21 protein-coding genes are annotated in these 21,035 nt (G+C 69.8%); 9 read left to right on the top strand and 12 right to left on the bottom strand.

Annotated elements, in window-relative coordinates; genetic code table 11:
* The 3 genes from BST10_RS15965 to BST10_RS15975 all read right to left on the bottom strand — a co-directional run.
* The coding region (locus BST10_RS15965; RefSeq protein WP_423226885.1) for a GlgB N-terminal domain-containing protein at positions 1-840 on the bottom strand (840 nt) is incomplete at its 3' end.
* A 12-nt stretch (positions 841-852) separates the two neighbouring features.
* Positions 853-2,919, bottom strand: a complete 2,067-nt coding sequence (locus BST10_RS15970; protein ID WP_083038958.1) for an alpha-1,4-glucan--maltose-1-phosphate maltosyltransferase — start codon at positions 2,917-2,919, stop codon at positions 853-855.
* A 51-nt stretch (positions 2,920-2,970) separates the two neighbouring features.
* On the bottom strand, positions 2,971-5,109 hold the full coding sequence (locus tag BST10_RS15975) for an acyl-CoA dehydrogenase family protein (protein ID WP_083038959.1): 2,139 nt from the start codon (positions 5,107-5,109) through the stop codon (positions 2,971-2,973).
* Positions 5,110-5,325: 216 nt separating this feature from the next.
* Here BST10_RS15975 and kstR point away from each other — a divergent pair, with 216 nt between their 5' ends.
* From kstR to BST10_RS15990, 3 genes are read left to right on the top strand one after another with little or no spacing between them, the layout of a single operon-like run.
* Positions 5,326-5,997 (top strand): cholesterol catabolism transcriptional regulator KstR, encoded by a 672-nt coding sequence (kstR, locus tag BST10_RS15980; protein ID WP_041318956.1) that lies wholly within the window; start codon positions 5,326-5,328, stop codon positions 5,995-5,997.
* Positions 5,998-6,009: 12 nt separating this feature from the next.
* Positions 6,010-6,930: an MBL fold metallo-hydrolase gene (locus BST10_RS15985; protein WP_083038961.1), complete on the top strand. Its 921-nt coding sequence runs from the start codon at positions 6,010-6,012 to the stop codon at positions 6,928-6,930.
* Positions 6,927-8,171: an SLC13 family permease gene (locus tag BST10_RS15990; protein ID WP_235620679.1), complete on the top strand. Its 1,245-nt coding sequence runs from the start codon at positions 6,927-6,929 to the stop codon at positions 8,169-8,171. Before BST10_RS15985 ends, BST10_RS15990 begins: the two co-directional genes overlap by 4 nt.
* On the opposite strand, the gene BST10_RS15995 is transcribed toward BST10_RS15990, so the two are convergent.
* From BST10_RS15995 to cysS, 3 genes are read right to left on the bottom strand one after another with little or no spacing between them, the layout of a single operon-like run.
* The gene (locus tag BST10_RS15995) at positions 8,168-9,028 is read right to left on the bottom strand and encodes a glycerophosphodiester phosphodiesterase family protein (RefSeq protein ID WP_371869230.1); all 861 of its coding nucleotides are present in this window, start codon (positions 9,026-9,028) and stop codon (positions 8,168-8,170) included. The two genes, BST10_RS15990 and BST10_RS15995, sit on opposite strands and share 4 nt — an antisense overlap.
* Before the next feature lie 29 nt (positions 9,029-9,057).
* Positions 9,058-9,999: a 23S rRNA (guanosine(2251)-2'-O)-methyltransferase RlmB gene (gene rlmB / locus BST10_RS16000; protein WP_013830793.1), complete on the bottom strand. Its 942-nt coding sequence runs from the start codon at positions 9,997-9,999 to the stop codon at positions 9,058-9,060.
* Positions 10,000-11,409 carry a cysteine--tRNA ligase gene (gene cysS, locus BST10_RS16005; RefSeq protein ID WP_083038964.1) on the bottom strand — a complete coding sequence of 470 codons (1,410 nt, stop codon included), beginning with the start codon at positions 11,407-11,409 and terminating at the stop codon, positions 10,000-10,002.
* A 126-nt stretch (positions 11,410-11,535) separates the two neighbouring features.
* Here cysS and BST10_RS16010 point away from each other — a divergent pair, with 126 nt between their 5' ends.
* A complete protein-coding gene (locus BST10_RS16010; protein ID WP_083038966.1) occupies positions 11,536-12,219 on the top strand; it encodes a hypothetical protein in 684 nt (227 codons plus the stop codon).
* 16 nt (positions 12,220-12,235) lie between these two features.
* Here the strand turns inward: BST10_RS16010 and ispF are convergent, their stop codons facing one another.
* The 3 genes from ispF to carD are packed head-to-tail and all read right to left on the bottom strand — an operon-like array spanning position 12,236 to position 13,877.
* Positions 12,236-12,712: a 2-C-methyl-D-erythritol 2,4-cyclodiphosphate synthase gene (gene ispF / locus BST10_RS16015; protein ID WP_083038967.1), complete on the bottom strand. Its 477-nt coding sequence runs from the start codon at positions 12,710-12,712 to the stop codon at positions 12,236-12,238.
* Entirely contained in the window at positions 12,709-13,374 is a 666-nt protein-coding gene (ispD, locus tag BST10_RS16020; RefSeq protein WP_083038969.1) for a 2-C-methyl-D-erythritol 4-phosphate cytidylyltransferase, read from the bottom strand. The genes ispF and ispD overlap by 4 nt, the downstream gene beginning before the upstream one ends.
* Positions 13,375-13,388: 14 nt before the next feature.
* Positions 13,389-13,877 (bottom strand): RNA polymerase-binding transcription factor CarD, encoded by a 489-nt coding sequence (carD, locus tag BST10_RS16025; protein WP_013830798.1) that lies wholly within the window; start codon positions 13,875-13,877, stop codon positions 13,389-13,391.
* Between the two features lie 269 nt (positions 13,878-14,146).
* Here carD and BST10_RS16030 point away from each other — a divergent pair, with 269 nt between their 5' ends.
* Together BST10_RS16030 and radA are read left to right on the top strand one after the other, a co-directional pair.
* Entirely contained in the window at positions 14,147-14,683 is a 537-nt protein-coding gene (locus tag BST10_RS16030; RefSeq protein ID WP_083038970.1) for a copper chaperone PCu(A)C domain-containing protein, read from the top strand.
* A gap of 51 nt (positions 14,684-14,734) precedes the next feature.
* A complete protein-coding gene (radA, locus tag BST10_RS16035) occupies positions 14,735-16,150 on the top strand; it encodes a DNA repair protein RadA (protein ID WP_083038972.1) in 1,416 nt (471 codons plus the stop codon).
* A 15-nt stretch (positions 16,151-16,165) separates the two neighbouring features.
* Here radA and BST10_RS16040 read toward each other — a convergent pair whose 3' ends face one another.
* Positions 16,166-16,927 carry a hypothetical protein gene (locus BST10_RS16040; protein ID WP_013830802.1) on the bottom strand — a complete coding sequence of 254 codons (762 nt, stop codon included), beginning with the start codon at positions 16,925-16,927 and terminating at the stop codon, positions 16,166-16,168.
* A gap of 130 nt (positions 16,928-17,057) precedes the next feature.
* Positions 17,058-17,681 carry a carbonic anhydrase gene (locus BST10_RS16045; RefSeq protein ID WP_083038974.1) on the bottom strand — a complete coding sequence of 208 codons (624 nt, stop codon included), beginning with the start codon at positions 17,679-17,681 and terminating at the stop codon, positions 17,058-17,060.
* 25 nt (positions 17,682-17,706) lie between these two features.
* Here BST10_RS16045 and BST10_RS16050 point away from each other — a divergent pair, with 25 nt between their 5' ends.
* The gene (locus tag BST10_RS16050; protein WP_109559546.1) at positions 17,707-18,606 is read left to right on the top strand and encodes an HhH-GPD family protein; all 900 of its coding nucleotides are present in this window, start codon (positions 17,707-17,709) and stop codon (positions 18,604-18,606) included.
* Here BST10_RS16050 and BST10_RS16055 read toward each other — a convergent pair.
* Entirely contained in the window at positions 18,573-19,334 is a 762-nt protein-coding gene (locus tag BST10_RS16055; RefSeq protein ID WP_371869165.1) for an alpha/beta fold hydrolase, read from the bottom strand. The genes BST10_RS16050 and BST10_RS16055 overlap by 34 nt on opposite strands.
* Positions 19,335-19,358: 24 nt before the next feature.
* On the opposite strand from BST10_RS16055, the gene mhuD reads away from it, so the two are divergent.
* Both mhuD and BST10_RS16065 read left to right on the top strand, forming a co-directional pair.
* Positions 19,359-19,676, top strand: a complete 318-nt coding sequence (gene mhuD, locus BST10_RS16060; protein WP_083038977.1) for a mycobilin-forming heme oxygenase MhuD — start codon at positions 19,359-19,361, stop codon at positions 19,674-19,676.
* Between the two features lie 4 nt (positions 19,677-19,680).
* A complete protein-coding gene (locus BST10_RS16065) occupies positions 19,681-21,018 on the top strand; it encodes a serine hydrolase (RefSeq protein ID WP_083038979.1) in 1,338 nt (445 codons plus the stop codon).
* The last annotated feature ends 17 nt before the right edge of the window (positions 21,019-21,035 follow it).

A 21,035-nucleotide genomic window follows, 5' to 3' on the forward strand; every position in this document is an offset into this window, starting at 1 on the left:
GGTCAGCTCCACCGCGAGCTGGCGATAACTCAGACCGGGACGCCACGACCCGAGGTGCACCTCGTAGATGCTCATCGCTTCCAGTGCCGGATTCCCCGCGGGGCGCCGGCTCATCCACTCGTCGTCGTGCCAGGTATGACCGCTGGTGGTCACCCGGGAGGCGGTCTGCGGCGGGACTTCGGCGGAGAACGCCATCGGGTCGGCGCGTTCGGTGACGACGTCGTCGGCGCCGTGAATCCGGAACTTGTACAGGCCGCCGATCGGAAAGCCCGGCCAGAACAGCTCCCACACGCCCGAAGAGCCGAGGGCCCGCATCGGTGCGCCGATGCCCTCCCAACCGGTGACGTCACTGATCAGGCCCACCCCCCTGGCGTTGGGCGCCCACACCGCGAACGACACCCCGGTCACGGTCCCGTCTGCGGTGGTGAACGCGCGGGGATGAGCGCCGAGCACGTCCCACAGCCGTTCGTGTCTTCCCTCGGCGAACAGATGCAGGTCAACCTCGCCCAGCGTCGGCAGGAAACGATATCCGTCGGCCACGGTCTGCGGTTCCGCGACGCCGGGATAGTCGATCAGCAACCGGTAGTCGATCAAGTCGGCGAACGGCAACGTCGCGGCGAACAGCCCTTCGGCCACCTGCTTCATCGACAACCGGTCACCGCCCACCAGGACGGTCACCGCGGCAGCGCCCGGCCGCAGTGTTCGGATCACCGTGCGTTCACGGTCGTCGTGCGCGCCGAGGATGGCGTGGGGATCGTGGTACACACCGGACAGCAACCGGTTGATGTCCTCGGGATTCACCGCCAGCCGGCCGGCGGACGTGTGTTTGCTTCGGGTCATCGGGCCTTCCCCTCACTCAAGGCCGGCTCGCACGCCGGCGCCCATCACCGGCATGTTGACGATATGGGCGACCGCGCGGCCCGGGTCGAGTCGTACGTAATTCTGCTGTCCCCATTGGTATTCCTCCCCGCTGATCTCGTCACGCACCCAGAAACGCTGGTAGGCCTGCATTCCCAACGCCGCCATGTCCAGCGACAGCGTCGCCTCCTCGGCGGCGAACGCGTTCAGCGTCACCACCACCAGCACCGTGTCGCCGCTGACCGGATCGAACTTGCTGTAGGCCAACAGCGCATCGTTGTCGACATGGTGGAAGTGCAGGGTTCGCAGTTGCTGCAGCGCGGGATGACTGCGGCGAATGGCGTTGAGTCGCGCGATGAACGGTTCTAGCGATCGGCCCTGCTCCAAGGCGGTGGCGAAATCGCGTGGCCGCAACTCGTATTTCTCCGAGTGAAGGTATTCTTCGCTTCCTTCACGCAGGGCTTGGTGTTCGAACAACTCATAACCGGAGTACACCCCCCACGACGGGCCCATCGTCGCCGCCAGCACCGCCCGGATCGCGAACATGCCGGGACCGTGGTGTTGCAGGCTGGCGTGCAGGATGTCCGGTGTGTTGACGAATAGGTTCGGACGGCGGAAATCTGCGAGTTCGGCGATCTCGTCGCCGAATTCGACGAGCTCGGCCTTGGAGGTGCGCCAGGTGAAGTAGGTGTAGGACTGCGTGAAACCGAGTTTGGCCAGTCCGTACTGGCGTGCCGGCGGGGTGAACGCCTCGGACAAGAACACCACGTCCGGATCGGCGGCCTTCACCTTCGCGATCAGCCACGCCCAGAAGTCGGGCGGCTTGGTGTGCGGATTGTCGACCCGAAACACCTTGACTCCGTGCTTGATCCAGTGCTGCACCACCCGAAGCACCTCGGCGTACAAGCCGGCCGGATCGTTGTCGAAGTTCAGTGGGTAGATGTCCTGGTATTTCTTCGGGGGGTTCTCGGCGTAGGCGATCGTGCCGTCGGGCAGTTCGGTGAACCACTGGCGATGACGGCGAACCCACGGGTGATCGGGCGCGCACTGCAACGCCAGGTCGAGGGCCACCTCCAAACCGAGCTCGCGTGCCCGGGCGACGAAGCGGTCGAAATCCTCGAGCGACCCCAGGGCGGGGTGAACCGCGTCGTGACCGCCCTCGTCACTGCCGATCGCCCACGGTGAACCGACGTCACCCGACTCGGCGACAGCGCTGTTGTCACGACCCTTCCGGTGAATCTTTCCGATCGGGTGGATCGGCGGCAGGTACACCACGTCGAACCCCATCCCGGCGATGCGCGGCAGCGCTGCTGCCGCGGTGGCCAGCGTGCCGTGCACCGGGTTTCCTGCCGAGTCCCAGCCGCCGGTGGAGCGCGGGAAGATCTCATACCAGGCGCTGAAGCGGGCCAGCGGCCGATCCACCCAGACCAGCTGCTGTCGTCCCCGGGTGAGCAGGTCACGCAGCGGATAGCGGCCGAGCAGCTCGGCGACGTCGTCCGACAACGCCGGCGCCGACCGGGTCAGCGGATCGCCGGGGTCGCGTAACGCGGCGGCGGCGACCGACAGCGGCCGGCGGCTGCCGACCGGTGCCGCCGCGGCGGCACGGTCGAACAACTCGGCGCCGATCAACAGATCGTTGGACAGCTCGGCTTCGCCCTGGCCGGCGTCGAGCTTCGCCAGCACCGCGTCGCGCCAGCTGCGGATCGAATCGGTCCAGCCGTCGACCCGAAACGACCACAACCCGATCTGGTCGGGAACGAACTGACCGTGAAAAACGTAGGGTTGCGCACCGGCCGTCATCGCTACCAGCAGTGGCTCGGTTCGCGGGCATGCGGCACGGCCCTCCGGGGCGTCCTGGTCCAGCCCGTGCGGACCCGGGGGTGCCGGGTAGTCGCGGCCGAGGTAGCCCACCACCAAGGTGGCCGCGACAGCATCGTGTCCGTCGCGCCAGACGGCGGCCTCGACCGGTACCACCTCGCCCACCACGGCTTTGGCGGGATACCTGCCGCAGGACACAACCGGCGTAACGCCATCGACCTCGATTCGGCCCGGCACCACCACTCCGTTCGTCGGCTGCGTTTCCGACAGGGGGGTACCCGCAGTGCCGGGAAGCTACCCGCGCGGCAGCCCCAGCAGCCGTTCAGCGGCCAGCGTCAGCAGGATCTGTTCGGTGCCGCCGGCGATCGAGAGGCAGCGGGTATTGAGGAAGTCGTGCACCGGGCGCCCGGACACGGCGCCGGCCCCGTCGGCCACCTCCATCCGATACTCGGCCAGGTCCTGGCGGTAGCGCACCCCGATCAGCTTGCGGACCGAGGACTCCGAGCCGGGATCCTGGCCGCCGACGGCGAGCTGAGCAATGCGCTGATCCAGCAACGAACCCGCCTGGGCGGCGATGATCAGCCGAGCCAGCCGGTCGGCGGTGGCGGTGTCCGGTTCCCGATCGTGCTGCCCGCCGAACAGGGCTTTCAGCAGTTCCTCCATCGGGTTGCCCAGCGCGGTGCCGCCGGCGATCGCGACCCGCTCGTTGGCCAACGTGGTGCGGGCCAGCCGCCAGCCGTCGTTGACGCCGCCCACCACCATCTCGTCGGGCACGAACACGTCGTCGAGGAAGACCTCATTGAACAGCGCATCACCGGTGATCTCGCGCAGCGGCCGGATGTCGATGCCCTCGGCGGACATGTCGAGCAGGAAATAGGTGATGCCTTTATGTTTCGGCGCGTCGGCGTCGGTGCGGGCCAGGCAGATGCCCCACTGCGAGTCGTCCGCCCGCGAGGTCCACACCTTCTGCCCGGTCAGTCGCCAGCCGCCGTCGACCTTGACCGCCTTGGTTCGCAGCGCCGCCAGATCCGAGCCGGCGCCCGGCTCGGAGAACAGCTGGCACCAGAACACCTCGCCGGTCAGGGTGGCCGGGATGAAGCGCTCGATCTGTTCGGGCGTGCCGTGCTCGAGGATCGTCGGTGCCGCCCACCATCCGATCACCAGGTCGGGGCGCGCGACACCGGCGGCGGCGAGCTCCTGGTCGATCACCAGCTGCTCGGCGGGCCCGGCGGCGCGGCCGTAGGGGGCCGGCCAGTGCGGCGCCAACAGGCCCGATTCGGCGAGCGCCACCTGGCGCTGCTCCTCGGGTAGCGCGGCGATTCGGGCCGCCGCCTCGGCGATCTCGGGCCGGATGTCGCTCGCCGCGTCGTCGAGGTCGACCTCCAGCCGGCGCCGCACCCCGGCCCGGGTCAGCGCGGTAGTACGGCGCAGCCAGCGCTCCTGTCCGCCCAGCGCCTGGCCGATGCCGTAGGCCCGACGCAGGTACAAGTGGGCGTCGTGTTCCCAGGTGATGCCGATGCCGCCGAGCACCTGGATGCAGTCCTTGGCGTTGGCCTTGGCGGCATCGATGCAGATCGCGGCGGCCACCGCGGCGGCGATTGCGAACTGCTGCTGATCGGAGTCCGAGGCGGCGCGAGCCGCGTCGGCCGCCGCCACCGCCGCCTGTTCGGCACGGCACAGCATCTCGGCGCACAGGTGTTTGACGGCCTGGAAGCTGCCGATCGGCTTGCCGAACTGCTCACGGACCTTCGCATAGGCGACGGCGGTGTCCAGTGCCCAGCGAGCAACACCGGCCGCCTCGGCGGACAGCACCGTGACCGCCAGGTTCTCCACGCGGCCGCCCGACTCCAGAATTACGGCCGGCGCGTCCGACAACGTCACCTTCGCCAGCGGTCGGGAGAAGTCGGTCGCGATCAGCGGCTCGACATCGACCCCGTCGGCCCGGGAATCCACCAGCACCCAGTCCTGCCCGGCCGGCAGCACCAGCAGCGCGTCAGCGGTCGCTCCCAGCACCCACTCGGCGGTGCCGGAGACCTTCCCGGCCGCGGCGTCGAAGTGCAGGCTGGCGTCGATCGCAACCCCGGCGACCCGCTCACCGACTGCCAGGGCTTCGGTCAGCTGGGGATCGGCGACCACCAGGGTGGCCAGCGCGGTGGTCGCCACCGGACCCGGCACCAGCGCCTTGGCGGCCTCGTCGACCATCGCGCACAGGTCTTCGAGCCGGCCGCCGGCGCCCCCGCACTCCTCGGGGACGGCCACCCCGAATAGACCCAACTCGGCCAGCCGGGCGAAAACCGGTTTCCAGGCGTCGGTTTCGCCGAGTTCCACGGCGCGAATCGCCTCCGCGGTGCCGGCTGCGGCGGCCCAGTCACGGACCAGCTCGCGGGCGGCGAACTGGTCGGCGGCACTGGTCTCCGTGGTATTCGCTGACACGCTGGACTCCTCGGGCTCATGGCGGTATGGAATTTCGGTGGTGAGAAGACCCACCACGCTCACTAGAACGTGTTCTAATAGTGCCAGCGTCCAAACGTCAAGTCGAACCATTGTGGCAGGACACATCACGTCCCGCCGGTGTTGGGAGTGAGAGATTCAGCTACGCGATGCGTATCGTTACTGGCGAGTAGGCCAACTGAAGGAGCTGCCCCTCTCATGTCGTCACCAGCCGACAGCAACCCAGGCCGCGGAGCCGGCATCCAGCCCCGCGAGGTCACCAGCGTGGCCGTGCTGACCGAGTCCGACCTCGGTTCCGAGGCGCAGCGGGAACGGCGCAAGCGCATCCTGGACGCCACGTTGGCCATCGCCTCCAAGGGCGGCTACGACGCGGTGCAGATGCGTGCGGTCGCCGACCGCGCCGACGTCGCCGTGGGCACCCTCTACCGGTACTTCCCGTCGAAGGTCCACCTGCTGGTCTCGGCGATGGGCCGCGAGATCGCGCGCGTCGAGACCAAGCCCGACCCGGCCACCTACGCCGAAACCACCCGGCATCAGCGGCTCAACCTCGTGGTCAACAAACTCAACCGCGCCATGCAGCGCAACCCACTGCTCACCGAAGCCATGACCCGGGCCTACGTTTTCGCCGACGCGTCGGCCGCCGGTGAGGTCGACCACGTCCAGAAGCTGATCGACTCGATGTTCGCCGGGGCGATGAGCGACGGCGAGCCGACCGAGGAGCAGTACCACATCTCCCGGGTCATCTCCGATGTGTGGTTGTCCAACCTGCTCGCCTGGCTGACCCGGCGGGCGTCGGCGACCGACTTCACCACGCGACTGGACCTGGCGGTGCGGCTGCTGATCGGCGACGACGACAGCCCCAAGGTCTGACCCCGCCCGCCGATGCGTCTCAAGCCCGGCCGCCCCGACATCGGCAGGTACGCGCACCGGTTCACCGTCCCGGCCGCGGCGCGGGACGCACCGCTGTGGGTGACGTGGCTCGGCGTGACCAGCATGCTGATCGACGACGGATCGTCGGCGCTGATGACCGACGGCTACTTCTCGCGTCCGGGTCTGATCCGGGTGGCGTTGCGCAAGGTGTCGCCGTCGGCTGCTCGCATCGACGGCTGCCTGGCCCGGGCCGGGGCGCGTGAGCTGGCCGCACTGATCCCCCTGCACACCCACATCGATCACGCGCTGGACTCAGCGGTGGTGGCCGAACGCACCGGTGCAGCACTGGTTGGTGGTCAGTCTGCCGCCAATATCGGCCGCGGCCAAGGGCTCTCAGACGATCGCTTGATCGTTGCCGTTCCGGGGACACCCATCACGCTGGGCGCCTACGACGTCACCCTGGTCGAGTCGCGGCACTGCCCGCCGGACCGCTTCCCCGGTGTCATCACCACCGCGGTGGTTCCGCCGGTCAAGGCGTCGGCCTACAAGTGCGGTGAGGCATGGTCGGCGCTGGTGACCCACCGGCCCTCGGGGCACGGCCTGCTGATCGTCGGCAGCGCCGGGTTCGTTCCCGGCGCGCTGGCCGGTCACCGCGCCGAGGTGGTGTACCTGGGTGTGGGCCAACTCGGCCTGCAACCCCGTCAATACCTCGTCGACTACTGGTCGGAGACGGTGCGCACCGTCGGCGCGAAGACGGTCGTGTTGACCCACTGGGACGATTTCTTCCGGCCACTGTCAAAGCCGTTGCGTGCCTTGCCTTACGCCGGTGATGATCTGGATTTCTCGATGCGGATCCTCTGCGAGCTGGCCGAGGCCGACGGCGTCGCGCTGCACCTTCCCACGGTGTGGCGGCGCGAAGACCCGTGGCGCTGAATCCGATACTCGCACTGCTGCTGCTCGTCGTGGTGCTGGGCTTCGCGGTGGCCAGACCGCGAGGCTGGCCGGAACTGTTCGCGGCGGTGCCGGCCGCGGCCATCCTGATTGCGACCGGGGCGATCTCGGTGCACGACGCGGCAGCCGAAGTCGCCACGCTGCTGCACGTCGTCGCGTTCCTGGGTGCGGTGCTAGTGCTGGCACAACTCTGCGACGACGAGGGGTTGTTCGAGGCGGCCGGGGCGGCGATGGCCCGCGCCGATGTCGGGCCGCCACAGCACCTGCTGCGCCGGGTCTTCGTCATCGCGGCCTGCCTGACCGCGGTATTGAGCCTGGACGCGACAGTGGTGCTGCTGACCCCGGTGGTGTTGATGATGGTCCGGCGCCGCCGCGCGCCGATACGCCCGCACGCCTATGCGACCGCGCACCTGGCCAACACGGCATCACTGCTGCTCCCGGTGTCCAACCTGACCAACCTGCTGGCCTTCCAGGCGACCGGCCTGTCGTTCGTGCGGTTCACCGCGCTGATGGCGGCGCCGTGGCTCGTTGCGACGGCGGTGGTCTACCTGATCTTCAGGTGGTTCTTCCGCGCCGATCTGCGCGCGACGCCGGAGCACCTGCGGGCCGGCCCGCCTCCCCCGGTCCCGGTCTTCGCATTGGTGGTGCTGGGTCTGACGCTGGCCGGTTTCGTGGTCGCCGAGACGTTCGGCGTGGCGCCCGCGTGGGCGGCGGTGGCCGGCGCCACCGTGCTGGCCGGACGCGGCCTGGTGCTGCGGCGCAGCACCCCGGTCGGCATACTGCGGGCCGCCAACGCGGGCTTTCTGGTGTTCGTCCTGGCCCTCGGTGTGGTGGTGCGCGCGGTCGTCGACAACGGTCTGGGCGACCGGATGAGTGCGCTGCTGCCGGCGGGCTCCGGGCTCGCGGCGCTGCTCGGCGTGGCGGCGGTGGCCGCGGTGCTGGCCAACCTGGTCAACAACCTGCCCGCCACGCTGGTGCTGGCGCCGCTGGTGGCACCCGCCGGCCCGGTGGCGGTGCTGGCGGTGCTGATCGGGGTCAACATCGGCCCCAACCTGACCTATGCCGGCTCATTGTCGAACTTGTTGTGGCGCCGGGTGCTGCGCCGGTATGGCGTCCCGGCCGGTGTCGGCGAGTACACCCGACTGGGGCTGTGCACGGTTCCGCCGACCCTGCTGGCCGCGGTGCTGGCGCTGTGGGCCGGCGCGCGGCTGTTGGGCGCCTAACCGGTCGCAGGCGGCAGCGGCATACCGGACTCGGCCAGCACCGCGCGTGCCCGACTCGGGTAGTCGGTGATGAACCCGTCGACCCCGGCGGCGATCTGCCGGCGCATCGCGTCGGCATCGTTGACGGTCCACGGAACCACCCTGAGCCCGGCGGCGTGGGCGCGCTCGACGAAGGCCCGGTCGACGATCCGGTGATCCGGGGACACCCCGTCGGCACCGACGGCCGCGGCGCCGGTGATCGGGTCCGGGCCCCGTTCCCACAGCGCGACAAGCGGAATGGCCGGCTCGGCGGCGCGCACCAGCGACAGGGTGCGCCAGTCGAAGCTCTGGATCTCGACGGCGTCGAGCTTGCCGCCGGCCCGCACCGCCGCCAGGATCACCTCGACGATCTGCCGTTGGTTGCCGCCGTCGACCTTGGTCTCGATGTTGTAGCGCACGCCGGAGCGGTAGGAGTCGGCCAGGGCGAAGACCTCGGGCAGCGTCGCGATCACGTTGCCGCGCACCACTTCCGCATCGGGGAACTCCGGCAGCGGTTGACCGCAGTCCAGGGTGCGCAGCTGGGCCAGGGTGAGGTCGGCCACCCGCTTGCCCAGGTACGGGTAGTCGGGGTCTGCGGCGACGACCGGCCCGGTATCGGCGCACTTGGCGGGCTCGATCACCAGATCGTGCCAGACCAGCGGCTGGGCATCTCGGGTCAGCACGATATCCAGTTCTAAAGTGGTGACCCCAGATTCGATCGCCTTGGCGAACGCGCGCAGCGACTCCTCGGTGGTCTCGCCGCGCCCGCCGCGATGCGCCTGCAGATCGAAACTCGCCGGCTGCGCCGCAACCGGGGAGCCGGCGAGCACCGCAGCCACCGCCACTGTCGCGACGGCAGCGCGACGGATCACCGTCGCTGGCGGGCGATCTCGGCCAGCACCACCCCGGCGGCCACCGACGCGTTGAGCGACTCGGTGGGCCCGGCCATCGGAATCGACACGATCGCATCGCAGTTCTGTCGGACCAGCCGGGACAAGCCTTTACCCTCGGAGCCGACGACCAGCACCATCGGTCCGGTCCCGTCCAACTCGTCGACCACGGTGTCACCGCCGGCGTCCAACCCGACCACCTGCAGGCCGCGGTCCGCCCACCCTTTGAGAGTTTGCGTCAAGTTGGGTGCGCGCCCGACCGGGATACGGGCCGCCGCACCGGCACTGGTGCGCCAGGCGACCGCCGTGACTGACGCGGACCGGCGCTGCGGGATGAGCACGCCGTGACCGCCGAATGCCGCCACCGACCGCACGATGGCGCCGAGGTTGCGCGGGTCGGAGATGTTGTCCAACGCAACCAGCAGCGCAGGCGCGACATCCTTCCGCGCCGCGGCCAGCAGGTCGTCGGGGTGCGCGTAGTTGTACGGCGGCACCTGCAGCGCGATGCCCTGGTGCAGGCCGTTGGTGGTCATCTTGTCCAGGTCCGACCGGGGGACCTCCAGGATCGGCAGCCCGGAATCGGCTGCCCTCGTTACCGATTCGGTCAAGCGCTCATCCGCCTCGGCGCCGAGTGCGACATACAGTGCGGTGGCCGGGATCCCGGCCCGCAGACACTCCAGCACCGGGTTGCGGCCCAGCACGGTTTCGTTCTCGTCGGTGCGCTTGGCGGTCCGATAGGCCCGCTGCTTGGCGGCGCGCTTGGCGGCTTTGGCGGCCGGGTGATACTCGCGCAGGTGCGCCGGCGGCGTGGCGCCGCGACCCTCGAGCCCGCGACGCCGCTGCCCGCCGGAACCGACGGTCGGGCCCTTCTTGGTACCGGGCTTGCGCACCGCACCCTTGCGTTTGGAGTTGCCGGCCATCTAGCCCGCCCCGTCGAGCAGCAGCGACCACTGCGGGCCGTCCCCGGTGTCGGTGACGTCGATGCCGGCGTCTTTGAGCCTGCCGCGGATCTCGTCGGCCAGCTGCCAATCCCGTTCCGTGCGAGCGGTTTCCCGGCGTTGTAGTTCGGCACGCACCAGCACGTCGACCGCCGCCAGTGCCGCCGAGGTCTCGTCGCGCGATTCCCACCGTTCGTCGAGCGGGTCGCAGCCCAGCACGTTCATCATGGCGCGGATGGCGCCGGCGGACGCCAGCGCGCCGTCGTGATCGCTGGCGTCGAGGGCCCGGTTGCCCTCCGCGCGGGCCCGGTGTACCTCGGCCAGCGCGATCGGCACCGAGAGGTCGTCGTCGAGCGCGGCGGCGAACCGGGGCGTCCAGGTGCCGACGGCCACCGCACCGGCCCGACTGCGCACCCGGTGCAGGAAGTCCTCGATGCCGACGTAGGCGTTGACGGCGTCGTGCAGGGCGGTCTCGGAGAACTCCAGCATCGAGCGGTAGTGCGCACTGCCCAGGTAGTAGCGCAGTTCGGCGGGCCGAACCCGTTGCAGCACCGCCGACATCGACAACACGTTGCCCAGCGACTTGCTCATCTTCTCGCCACCGAGGGTGACCCAGCCGTTGTGCAGCCAGTAGTTGGCGAATCCGTCACCGGCGGCACGACTCTGAGCGATCTCGTTCTCGTGGTGCGGGAAAACGAGATCCATTCCACCGCAATGGATATCGAATTCGGGGCCGAGGTAGGTCCGAGCCATCGCCGAGCACTCCAGGTGCCAGCCGGGGCGGCCCCGGCCCCACGGCGTCGGCCAGCTGGGCTCGCCGGGCTTGGCGCCCTTCCACAGCGTGAAGTCACGCGGATCGCGTTTACCGGTGGCCGCACCCTCGCCCTGGTGCACGTCGTCGATCTTGTGACCGGACAGCTGACCGTATTCGGGATAGCTGAGCACGTCGAAATACACGTCGCCGCCGCCGGGATAGGCGTGGCCCGAGTCGATCAGCCGCTCGATCAGCTCGATCATCTGGGTGATGTGGCCGGTGGCACGCGGTTCGACCGACGGCGGCAGCACGCCCAGCGCGTCGTAGGCGGCGGTGAACTCCCGCTCGTAGGTGGCGGCCCACTCCCACCAGGGCCGGCCGGCCGCGGCGGCCTTGGTGAGGATCTTGTCATCGATGTCGGTCACGTTGCGAACGAAGGCGACGTCGTAGCCCCGGGCGGTCAGCCATCGGCGCAGCACATCGAACGCCACCCCGCTGCGGACGTGGCCGATGTGCGGCGGCGCCTGAACGGTCGCGCCGCACAGGTAGATCGACACCTGACCGGGCCGCAGCGGGACAAAGTCACGCACGGCGCCGGTTGCCGTGTCGTGCAGTCGCAGGCTGGGGCGATCGGTCACGACGGGCCAGCTTACCGGGCCGGTGGTGGGCGACCGGCGCGACCGCCGCTACCAGGTATTTCCCAGGAATCGATACTCACGACCGCATCGGTGGACAGGTGGTTACGGGTGGCATATATTGCGGCAGTGAGTAAACGTCTGGTGGCAGTCTCCGGTGTGCTCCTGGCTGCGGCCACATTCGCGGGTACAGGGTTGGCGTACGCCGATGAGCCGACGCTGGCTGCAGAGCAGCAGGTGGCAGAGCAGCAGGCTGCAGCCGAGCAGCAGCAGCAGGTTGCCGAGCAGCACGCCGAGCAGGCCACCACCGCGGGTGCCACGACCGCCGGCGCCGGCGGCATGGGCGCCTCCATCGGCAGCTCGATGGCGATGATGGGCCCGATGATGGCGATGTACGCGCCCATGATGCTCGCACCCATGCTGATGTCGGGTGTGACCAGTCTCGTCGGGGGAGCCCCGGCCACCGGCGCGGAGGCCGCTTCGGCCGCGGCTACGGATTTCGCCGGTTCGGCGGCGGCCACCGACGCCTGGGGCCTGGCGGCTCCGATCGCCAGTGACCTGGCCAATCTCGACCTGACCCTCGACCCTGACTTGCTGGCGGGCGCGGCTACGGACGTCGGCACCGACCTGGTCACCGGCTTGCCGCTCGACGTGCCGTTCGACGCATCGGTGCCCGACATCGACCCGTCCTTGGTGCTCGACTCGCTGGGCGACGCGGTGGTGCCAGGTCTCGCCGATGCCGGCGTGAACATCGGTAGCGAGGTCGCCGGCACCGGCGTGTGCGTGGGCCTCGCCCTGATCGGTTTGTGCTAGCCGATCCTCGAAGGAACTAGCCCGGCACCACCAGCGCGGTGGCGACCGCCGCCAGCCCCTCACCGCGGCCGGTCAGCCCGAGCCCGTCGGTGGTGGTCGCCGACACCGATACCGGCGCCCCCAGCAGTTCGGACAGCAGTTGTTGCGCCTCGGCGCGGCGCGGCCCCACCTTCGGCCGGTTCCCGATGACCTGCACCGCGGCATTGCCGACAGTGAATCCGCTCTCGCCGAGCAACCCGCGCACATGGCCGAGCATCACGGCCCCCGTTACCCCGGCCCAGCGCGGCTCGTCGACGCCGAACACCGTGCCCAGGTCCCCCAACCCTGCCGCCGACAGCAGCGCGTCACACAGCGCGTGCACGGCCACATCGCCGTCGGAGTGCCCGGCGCAGCCGTCGGCGTCGGGAAACAGCAACCCCAGCAGCCAGCAGGGCCGTCCCGGCTCGATGGGATGCACATCGGTGGCCACCCCGACCCGCGGCAGCGCGCTCACCGGTTCAGCACCGCCTCGGCGAGCACCGCGTCCAATGCGGTGGTGATCTTGAAGGCCAGCGGGTCGCCGTCGACGATCTGGACCTGGCCGCCGATGTGCTCGACCATCGAGGCGTCGTCGGTGAACTCGGTGCCCGCGCCGGCCTGCTGATAGGCCCGCAACAGCAGGTCCGCCGCGAACCCCTGCGGTGTCTGCACCGCCCGCAGGCCGGCCCGCTCCGGGGTTCCCAGCACCACCCCGTTGGCGTCGACGGCCTTGATGGTGTCGGGCACCGGCAACGCGGGAACCACCGCCCGTTGCCCGGCGTGCAGCGCCTCGACCACCCGGACCACCAGGTCCACCGGGGTCAACGGTCGTGCGGCATCGTGGACCAATACGAAGTCGGGTTCGCCGGCACTCGCCAGCGCCAGGCGAACCGATTCGACGCGGTTCTCACCGCCGGCGACAACCATGGCTTTACTGCCCAGGATCAGTTTGGCCTCGTCGGTGCGGTCCGGCGGTACCGCGACCACCACTTGATCGACGACGCCGGATTCCCGCAAGACCGCCACGGTGCGCTCGACCAGGGTCTGCCCGCCGAGCAGAAAGAACGCCTTGGGAATCCCGGCGCCGAGCCGAACACCCGAACCCGCGGCCGGAACCACGGCAACTGTGCTTGCCACCGATACTCCGGTGGTCAGGAGGCCGCGGCCAGCACCTCGTCGAGGATGGTCTCCGCCTTGGCGTCGTCGGTGTTCTCGGCCAGGGCCAGTTCACCGACCAGGATCTGGCGCGCCTTGGCCAGCATCCGCTTCTCCCCGGCGGACAGACCGCGCTCCTGGTCGCGACGCCACAGGTCACGAACCACTTCGGCTACCTTGTGCACGTCGCCGGAGGCGAGTTTTTCCAGGTTGGCCTTGTAACGACGCGACCAGTTGGTCGGCTCCTCGGTGTGCGGGGCGCGCAGTACCTGGAAGACCTTGTCGAGGCCCTCCTGCCCGACCACGTCGCGCACGCCGACATATTCTGCATTTTCAGCGGGAACTCGAACGGTGAGGTCGCCCTGCGCCACCTTCAGGACCAGATAGTCCTTCTGCTCGCCTTTGATGGTCCGGGTTTCAATCGCCTCGATTAACGCTGCACCGTGGTGTGGATAGACGACGGTGTCTCCGACCTTAAAGATCATCTGATTTGAGCCCCTTTCGCTACCCCATGCTAACACGTCGCTCAGCCACCGGACGAACAACGGTGCAGGTCAGGGGCATCGCAGCCCCGGGCGGGGGCTTGACAGCAAGGTCAAACCATGCATGACGGGGGCCACGATGGGCCGGTTCGGGGCGCTCGATCACGCTCCTGGGCACCCCGCAAGCGAGCCCCAACCCTGAACTACCGCCGCTGTAAGCGTGCTACTACAGTGCATAGTCACAAACCGCCGCGCCGAGCAGGAGGCCTCAAGTGAACCGGTTCAACAGGGTCGTCACCGCGTTGGCCGTCGCCGCGGCACTCGCCGGTTGCGGCACCGGCCAGATCTCCCAGTCCGCCGACCAGGCGCCCGCGGTCAACGGCACCTCGGCGACCGTCGGGGATCTGGCACTGCGTGACGTGCGCATCCAGGCCGCGCAGGACGGTGACGCGCTCGAGGCCGGCCAGACGGTCGATTTGCTGTTCGTCGCCACCAACCAGTCGACGGACACCGGCGAGGAGCTCACCGGAATCAGCAGCTCGATTGGGAAGGTGTCGGTGGTCGGCGGCAGGTCGGTGCCCGCCGGCGGCGTCCTGGTGGTCAGCGCCCCGGCCGGCCCGGACTTGCCCACGGCGCCCGCCTCCAAGGCACTGTCCGAGGTCAGCAACGCCAGCACCGCAGCGGCCACGGTGACGCTGGACAAGGCGATCTCCAACGGGCTGACCTACGACTTCACGTTCGACTTCAAGAACGCGGGCCCCGTCCGCATCGCCGTGCCGATCTCGGCCGGCGTACTTTCGCACCACTGACCGACCGCGTCGCCGGCGCTCGCTGTCGGACCCAGCGGATACCGTCAGCGGGTGGCCAGAACCTCCAAGGCGCGTTCGCTGTACCGCTGTTCAGAGTGCGGGAACACCTGCGCGAAATGGCTGGGGCGTTGCCCCGAGTGCGGTAGTTGGGGCGGCATCGACCCGGTGGCGGAGTCGACGGTGCCGCCGAACGGCCTGCGGCCTGCCGCACCGGCCCGGCCCGCGGTCCCGATCAGCTCCATCGCGCCCGGTAGCGCGCGCCACCAGCAGACCGGTGTGGCCGAACTCGACCGGGTGCTCGGCGGCGGGGTGGTCTCCGGCTCGGTCACGTTGCTCGCCGGCGACCCCGGCGTGGGCAAGTCCACGCTGCTGCTCGAGGTCGCCCACCGTTGGGCGCTCGCGGGGCGGCGGGCGCTGTACGTCTCCGGAGAAGAGTCCGGCGGGCAGATCCGGTTGCGTGCCGAGCGCACCGGCTGCAGCCACGACGAGATCTACCTGGCCGCCGAGTCAGACCTGCAGACTGTGTTGGGCCACATCGAGGCGGTGCGGCCGACGCTGGTGGTGGTCGATTCGGTGCAGACCATCGCCGCCGCCGACACCGACGGGGTGGCCGGCGGGGTCACCCAGGTGCGTGCTGTCACGGCCGCGCTGACCGCGGCCGCCAAGGCCGGCGACGTGGCGCTGATCCTGGTCGGTCATGTCACCAAGGACGGTGCGATCGCCGGCCCGCGTTCGCTGGAACACCTCGTCGACGTGGTGCTGCATTTCGACGGCGACCGAAACTCGGTGCTGCGGATGGTGCGGGCCGTGAAGAACCGCTTCGGGGCCACCGACGAGGTAGGCTGTTTTCTGCTGTGCGACAGCGGCATCGAAGGGGTCGCCGACCCGTCCGGGCTGTTCCTGGAACAGCGCAGCGAACCGGTGCCCGGCACCGCGATCACCGTCGCGCTGGACGGCAAGCGACCGTTGATCGGCGAGGTGCAGGCGCTGCTGGCGAACCCGGCCGGCGGGTCGCCGCGCCGGGCGGTCAGCGGCATCGACCACGCGCGCGCCGCCATGATCACCGCGGTGCTCGACAAGCACGCCAAGCTGCCGGTCGGGGCCGCCGACATCTACCTGTCCACGGTGGGCGGTATGCGATTGACCGATCCGTCCACGGATCTGGCCGTCGCCATCGCGCTGGCATCGGCCTACGCGGGACTGCCGCTGCCGGCGACCACGGTGGTGGTCGGTGAGGTGGGCTTGGCCGGCGACCTGCGTCCGATCAGCGGCATGGACCGCCGGCTGGCCGAGGCGGCCCGGCTGGGGTTCACCACCGCGCTGACACCTCCCGGCGCCCCGGCCACCGTGGGTGAGCTGCGCACGGTGGCGGCCGCCAATATCGTTGCGGCGCTTCACCACCTGGTCGACATCGCCGACCATGGCGCGGGTCTGCGCCCGCCGCCTCGGTTGCTGGATCGATCCTGACGCCCCGGCGGCGCCTTAGTTGCCCGGCGGCGCTTCCGGCATCGGAAGGTGGTCGATCGGCGGCGGCGGGGCATCCGGCGCGGGCTCGGTCAGCATGAACGGCACCGTCGCGGACCGCAGATTGCCCAGTTGAACCACCAGGTTGTAGGTGCCCGGGCCGATCGGCTGTCGCGGCAGTGGACATTGCGGCGCTGAACCCATTCCGGTCCAGGTCACCGTGGTCGTCACCTGCTCGCCGGGATCGAAGGTCTTCACCAGGGTCTCGTTCGACGGCGCGCAGTCCAGGTTCGACCACAGCCGCTGGTTGTCCAGCGAGTAGACGTAGGCGGCCAACACCGCTGCCCCCACGTCCCGCTTGCAGGCGACCAGGCCGATGTTGGTGACCACCATGGTGAACTGCGGCTGCTCACCCACCGTGTACTGCGGCCCGGTGATGCCCTTGACCGCCAGCGTCGAGTCGGGGCAGTCGTCGCCCTCCTTGAGCACCGGCGGCGGGATCACCGCCGCGGTCGGGGTCGGGGCCGGCGGGGGAGCCTCCTCGGCGGGCGGCACGACGGGCGTCTTGGCCTCTTCGGCCGGCGCGCCCGGCGGCTTGGCTTGCTGCGTGGCGGTCGTCTTCTTCCCGTCGGCGTTCTCGGCGCCCGCGCTGCTGTTCACGACAGCGAAGATGATGGCCGCCACCACCGCGATCACCGCGACCGCGATGCCCAGCGCCAGTCCCCGGCGTCGCCAGTAGATCTGCGAAGGCAGCGGACCCTGCGGTTCTAAATCGAGCACGTTCTCACGGTAGGACGTGCTCAGGCAGAGTTGTCCGACCCTTCACGGCGTGTCGTTGCCGCATTGTGACCTCGCCCGAGTATTCGGACCACCGCCGGTGGCCCGCCCGACCGAGATGTCCCGGGGACAGCTACGACTCTTCGCCGATGTCGCCGAGGTGGTCGCGGACCTGCACCCGCCCGTCGGCCAGGTGGTAGGTGGCGCCCACGATCGCCAGCGTCCCGGCCTCGACCTGCTCGGCGATGACGGTCGACCGGGTCGCTAGTTGCCGCACGGTCTCGTTGACGTGGCAGGTCTCAAACTCATCGATGCTGCGCAGGCCTTCGCGCCGGCCGACCAGGATCGACGAGGCCACCCGTTCGGCGATATCACGCAGGTAGCCGCCTGGTACGGCACCGTCGTCGAGAGCGGCCAGCGCGGCCTTGACCGCCCCGCAGCTGTCGTGACCGAGCACCACAATCAGCGGCACGTCAAGCACCGCCACCCCGAACTCGATGGAACCCAGCACCGCTGCATCGATGACATGGCCGGCGGTGCGGACCACGAACATGTCGCCCAGGCCCTGATCGAAGATAATTTCGGCCGCGACCCTGCTGTCGCCGCAACCGAACACCACCGCGGTCGGCTTCTGGCCGTCGGCCAGCGCGGCGCGACGCGCGACGTCCTGGCTGGGATGGAGGGGTTCGCCGGCGACGAAGCGCTCGTTACCCTCCTTGAGTGCCTTCCATGCGGATATCGGGTTGGAGTTGGGCATATCCGACATTGTGCACGGCGGACCGATGACCGTCGACGCCGGTGACCTACTCGGCTGGTTCGATTCCGCCGAACGGGATCTGCCGTGGCGGGCGGTCGGGGTGTCACCGTGGCAGATCCTGGTCAGCGAGTTCATGTTGCAGCAGACCCCGGTCGCGCGGGTGCTGCCGATCTGGACCGACTGGGTGGCGCGTTGGCCCACACCGTCGGCGACAGCCGCCGCCACCCCCGCGGACGTGTTGCGGGCCTGGGGAAAGCTGGGCTATCCGCGCCGGGCCAAGCGACTGCACGAATGCGCAGTCACGATCGCCCGGGACTTCGCCGACGTGGTCCCCGACGACGTCGAGACCCTGGAGCAACTGCCCGGGATCGGCAGCTACACCGCGCGGGCGGTGGCCTGCTTCGCCTATCGCAAACCGGTCCCGGTGGTGGACACCAATGTGCGCCGGGTGGTGGCCCGGGCCGTGCACGGACGTGCCGATGCGGCGGGCCCGTCGGCGAAGCGCGACCACGCCGATGTCGCCGCACTGCTGCCCGATGGCGCTCGGGCAGCCCGGTTCTCGGCGGCCCTGATGGAACTCGGGGCGCTGGTGTGCACGGCCCGCACCCCGCGCTGCGACAGCTGTCCGCTGCGCGAGCACTGCCGCTGGCGGCTGGCCGGCTCACCGTCAGCCGACGGCCCCAGGCGGCCCGTCCAACGCTATGCCGGCACTGATCGGCAGGTGCGTGGGCGCCTGCTGGATGTGTTGCGAGACAACGAATTCTCGGTCACACGGGCCGACCTCGACGTGGCGTGGCCGGTGGATCCGGTGCAGCGCGAACGTGCACTGGCCTCACTGCTGGACGACGGCCTGGTGGAACAGCTCGCCGACGGCCGCTTCGCGCTGCCCGGTCAGGAGAGAAACGACTCGACGGCCTCGCGGTAGGTCTGCGGCGCCTCGTCGTGCACCAGGTGGCCGGCGTCCGGGACGTGCAAATAGCTGCTCTGGGCGGCGATGCGGTGCATTTCGCGCATCTGGCCGGCGGGTGTCACCGAGTTACCGGCCTCGATCAACAATGTCGCGCAGCGCACCTGCTGCCACTGGTCCCAGTAGTCGCGGGTGCCCCACTCGGCGGCGATCTGCACCCACCGCTCGGGCCGGCCGTGCAGCCGCCAGCCGGTAGCGGTGCGGTCGAAGGCCTCCAGGAAGTACCGCCCGGCGACGTCGCCGAACTCCTCGATCACCTGCTCGGCACGGGTGTATTCGACCGGCAGAGCATGAACCCAGGGCTCCCACGGGCCGGTGGTACGGCCCCGGAAGTCCGGTGCCATGTCCTCCACCACCAGCGCGGAGATCAGCTCGGGCCGACTGGCCGCCAGGCACCAGGCGTGCAACGCGCCCATCGAGTGGCCGACCAGGCGGACCGGACACGGCAGCTGCTCGACGGCGGCGGCCAGGTCGGCAACGAACCGTTCGGTGGCGATCGGGTACGGGTCGGCGACGTCGCGACCGCGATGCCACGGCGCGTCGTAGGTGTAGACCGCCCCCAGCCGGCTGAGCCAGGGCAGTTGCCGCGGCCAGGTGCTGCCGCGACCCATCAGGCCGTGCACCAACACCAGCGGTGCGCCGTGTCCGCCGCGATAGGTCAGCAGCTCGCTCGAGGGGGTGTCCACCCGGGGCACGGTAGCCTAGGCCACATGTCCGTGGTCAAGATCAATGCAATCGAGGTGCCCGCCGACGCCGGCCCGGAGCTGGAGAACCGGTTCGCCCACCGTGCGCATGCGGTGGAGAACCAGCCCGGTTTTCTCGGCTTCCAGCTGCTGCGGCCGGTCAAGGGGGAAGACCGCTACTTCGTGGTGACGCACTGGGAGTCCGACGAGGCCTTCCAGGCGTGGGCTCAGGGCCCCGCCGTCGAAGCACACGCCGGGCAGCGGGCCAAGCCGGTGGCGACCGGTGCGTCGTTGCTGGAGTTCGAGGTCGTGCTGGACGTGGCCGGAACCGCCTCCCAGGCCTAGCTCGGTGCGGCGCCGACTGGCGGCATGCACGACCGCCGTGGCCCTGGCGAGCCTGCTCGCCGCGTCGGCCACCGGCTGTGCACCCTCGCCTGCCTCACCGGCCGACACCGGCGGGGCGGCGATCTCCACCAAGACCCCGCCGGGTCTGCGCGCCAAGCAGACCATGGACATGCTCAACTCCGACTGGCCGATCGGCCCGGTCGGGGTGGCCACCCTGGCCGCACCGGACAAGGTCGATCAGGTGGTCGCCACCATGGAGTCGCTGTGGTGGGACCGGCCGTTTCAGCTGGACAGCGTCGACATCAGCGCCGGCGCGGCCACCTTGCACCTGACCACCTCCTACGGTGCCCACCAGGACATCAGGATCCGCACCGACGACAACGGGATGGTGGACCTGTTCAAACCGACCACCGAGGCACCGACGATCCGCTCCTGGCGTGACCTCGACGCGGTGTTGAGCCGGACCGGCGCGCGCTACTCCTATCAGGCGTCGCGCATCGAGGACGGCACGTGCAAGCCGGTGGCCGGCACCAATGCCCGACAGTCGCTGCCGCTGGCGTCGATCTTCAAGCTGTATGTGCTGTTGGCGGTGGCCAACGAGGTAAAGGCCGGCCGGGTGTCCTGGGACGATCCGCTGACCATCACCGGTCGGGCCAAGGTGGTCGGCTCGTCGGGACTGGAGGAACTACCCGAGGGCGCCCACGTGTCGGTGCGCAAGGCCGCCGAGAAGATGATCGCCACCAGCGACAACATGGCGACCGACCTGCTGATCGACCATGTGGGAACCCATGCCGTCGAGCGGGCACTGGTCACGGCCGGCCACCACGACCCGGCCAGCATGACGCCGTTTCCCACCATGTACGAGTTGTTCTCGGTGGGCTGGGGAAAGCCCGACCTGCGCGAGCAGTGGCAGCACGGCTCCCCGCAAGAGCGGGCAAAGCTACTGCAGCAGGCCAACTCGCGGCCGTACGAGCCGGATCCGGTCCGCGCACACGTTCCGGCGTCGGCCTACGGCGCGGAGTGGTACGGCAGCGCAGAGGACATCTGCCGAGTACACGTGGCGCTGCAGGCCGGTGCGGTGGGCAAGGCCGCTCCCGTCCACGAGATCCTGTCCGCGGTCCGCGGCATCGACCTGCCCCGCGCCGACTGGCCCTACATCGGCGCGAAAGCCGGCGGCCTGCCCGGCGACCTGACCTTCAGCTGGTACGCCGTCGACCGCGGCGGCCAACCGTGGGTCGTCAGCTTCCAGCTCAACTGGCCGCGTGATCACGGCAAGAGCGTCGGCAGCTGGATGCTGCAGGTCGCCAAGCAGGCGTTCGGACTGCTGCCGGTAGCGCGCTGAGCGGGCGAGCAGTCGCG

The organism is Mycolicibacter algericus DSM 45454, from assembly GCF_002086455.1.
Lineage (GTDB): Bacteria > Actinomycetota > Actinomycetes > Mycobacteriales > Mycobacteriaceae > Mycobacterium > Mycobacterium algericum.

Coding starts and splice junctions, on each gene's coding strand:
- kstR (WP_041318956.1), top strand. CDS start 5,326: ATGTCGTCACCAGCCGACAGCAACCCAGGCCGCGGAGCCGGCATCCAG.
- BST10_RS15985 (WP_083038961.1), top strand. CDS start 6,010: ATGCGTCTCAAGCCCGGCCGCCCCGACATCGGCAGGTACGCGCACCGG.
- rlmB (WP_013830793.1), bottom strand. CDS start 9,999: ATGGCCGGCAACTCCAAACGCAAGGGTGCGGTGCGCAAGCCCGGTACC.
- carD (WP_013830798.1), bottom strand. CDS start 13,877: ATGATCTTTAAGGTCGGAGACACCGTCGTCTATCCACACCACGGTGCA.
- BST10_RS16045 (WP_083038974.1), bottom strand. CDS start 17,681: ATGCCCAACTCCAACCCGATATCCGCATGGAAGGCACTCAAGGAGGGT.
- BST10_RS16050 (WP_109559546.1), top strand. CDS start 17,707: ATGACCGTCGACGCCGGTGACCTACTCGGCTGGTTCGATTCCGCCGAA.
- mhuD (WP_083038977.1), top strand. CDS start 19,359: ATGTCCGTGGTCAAGATCAATGCAATCGAGGTGCCCGCCGACGCCGGC.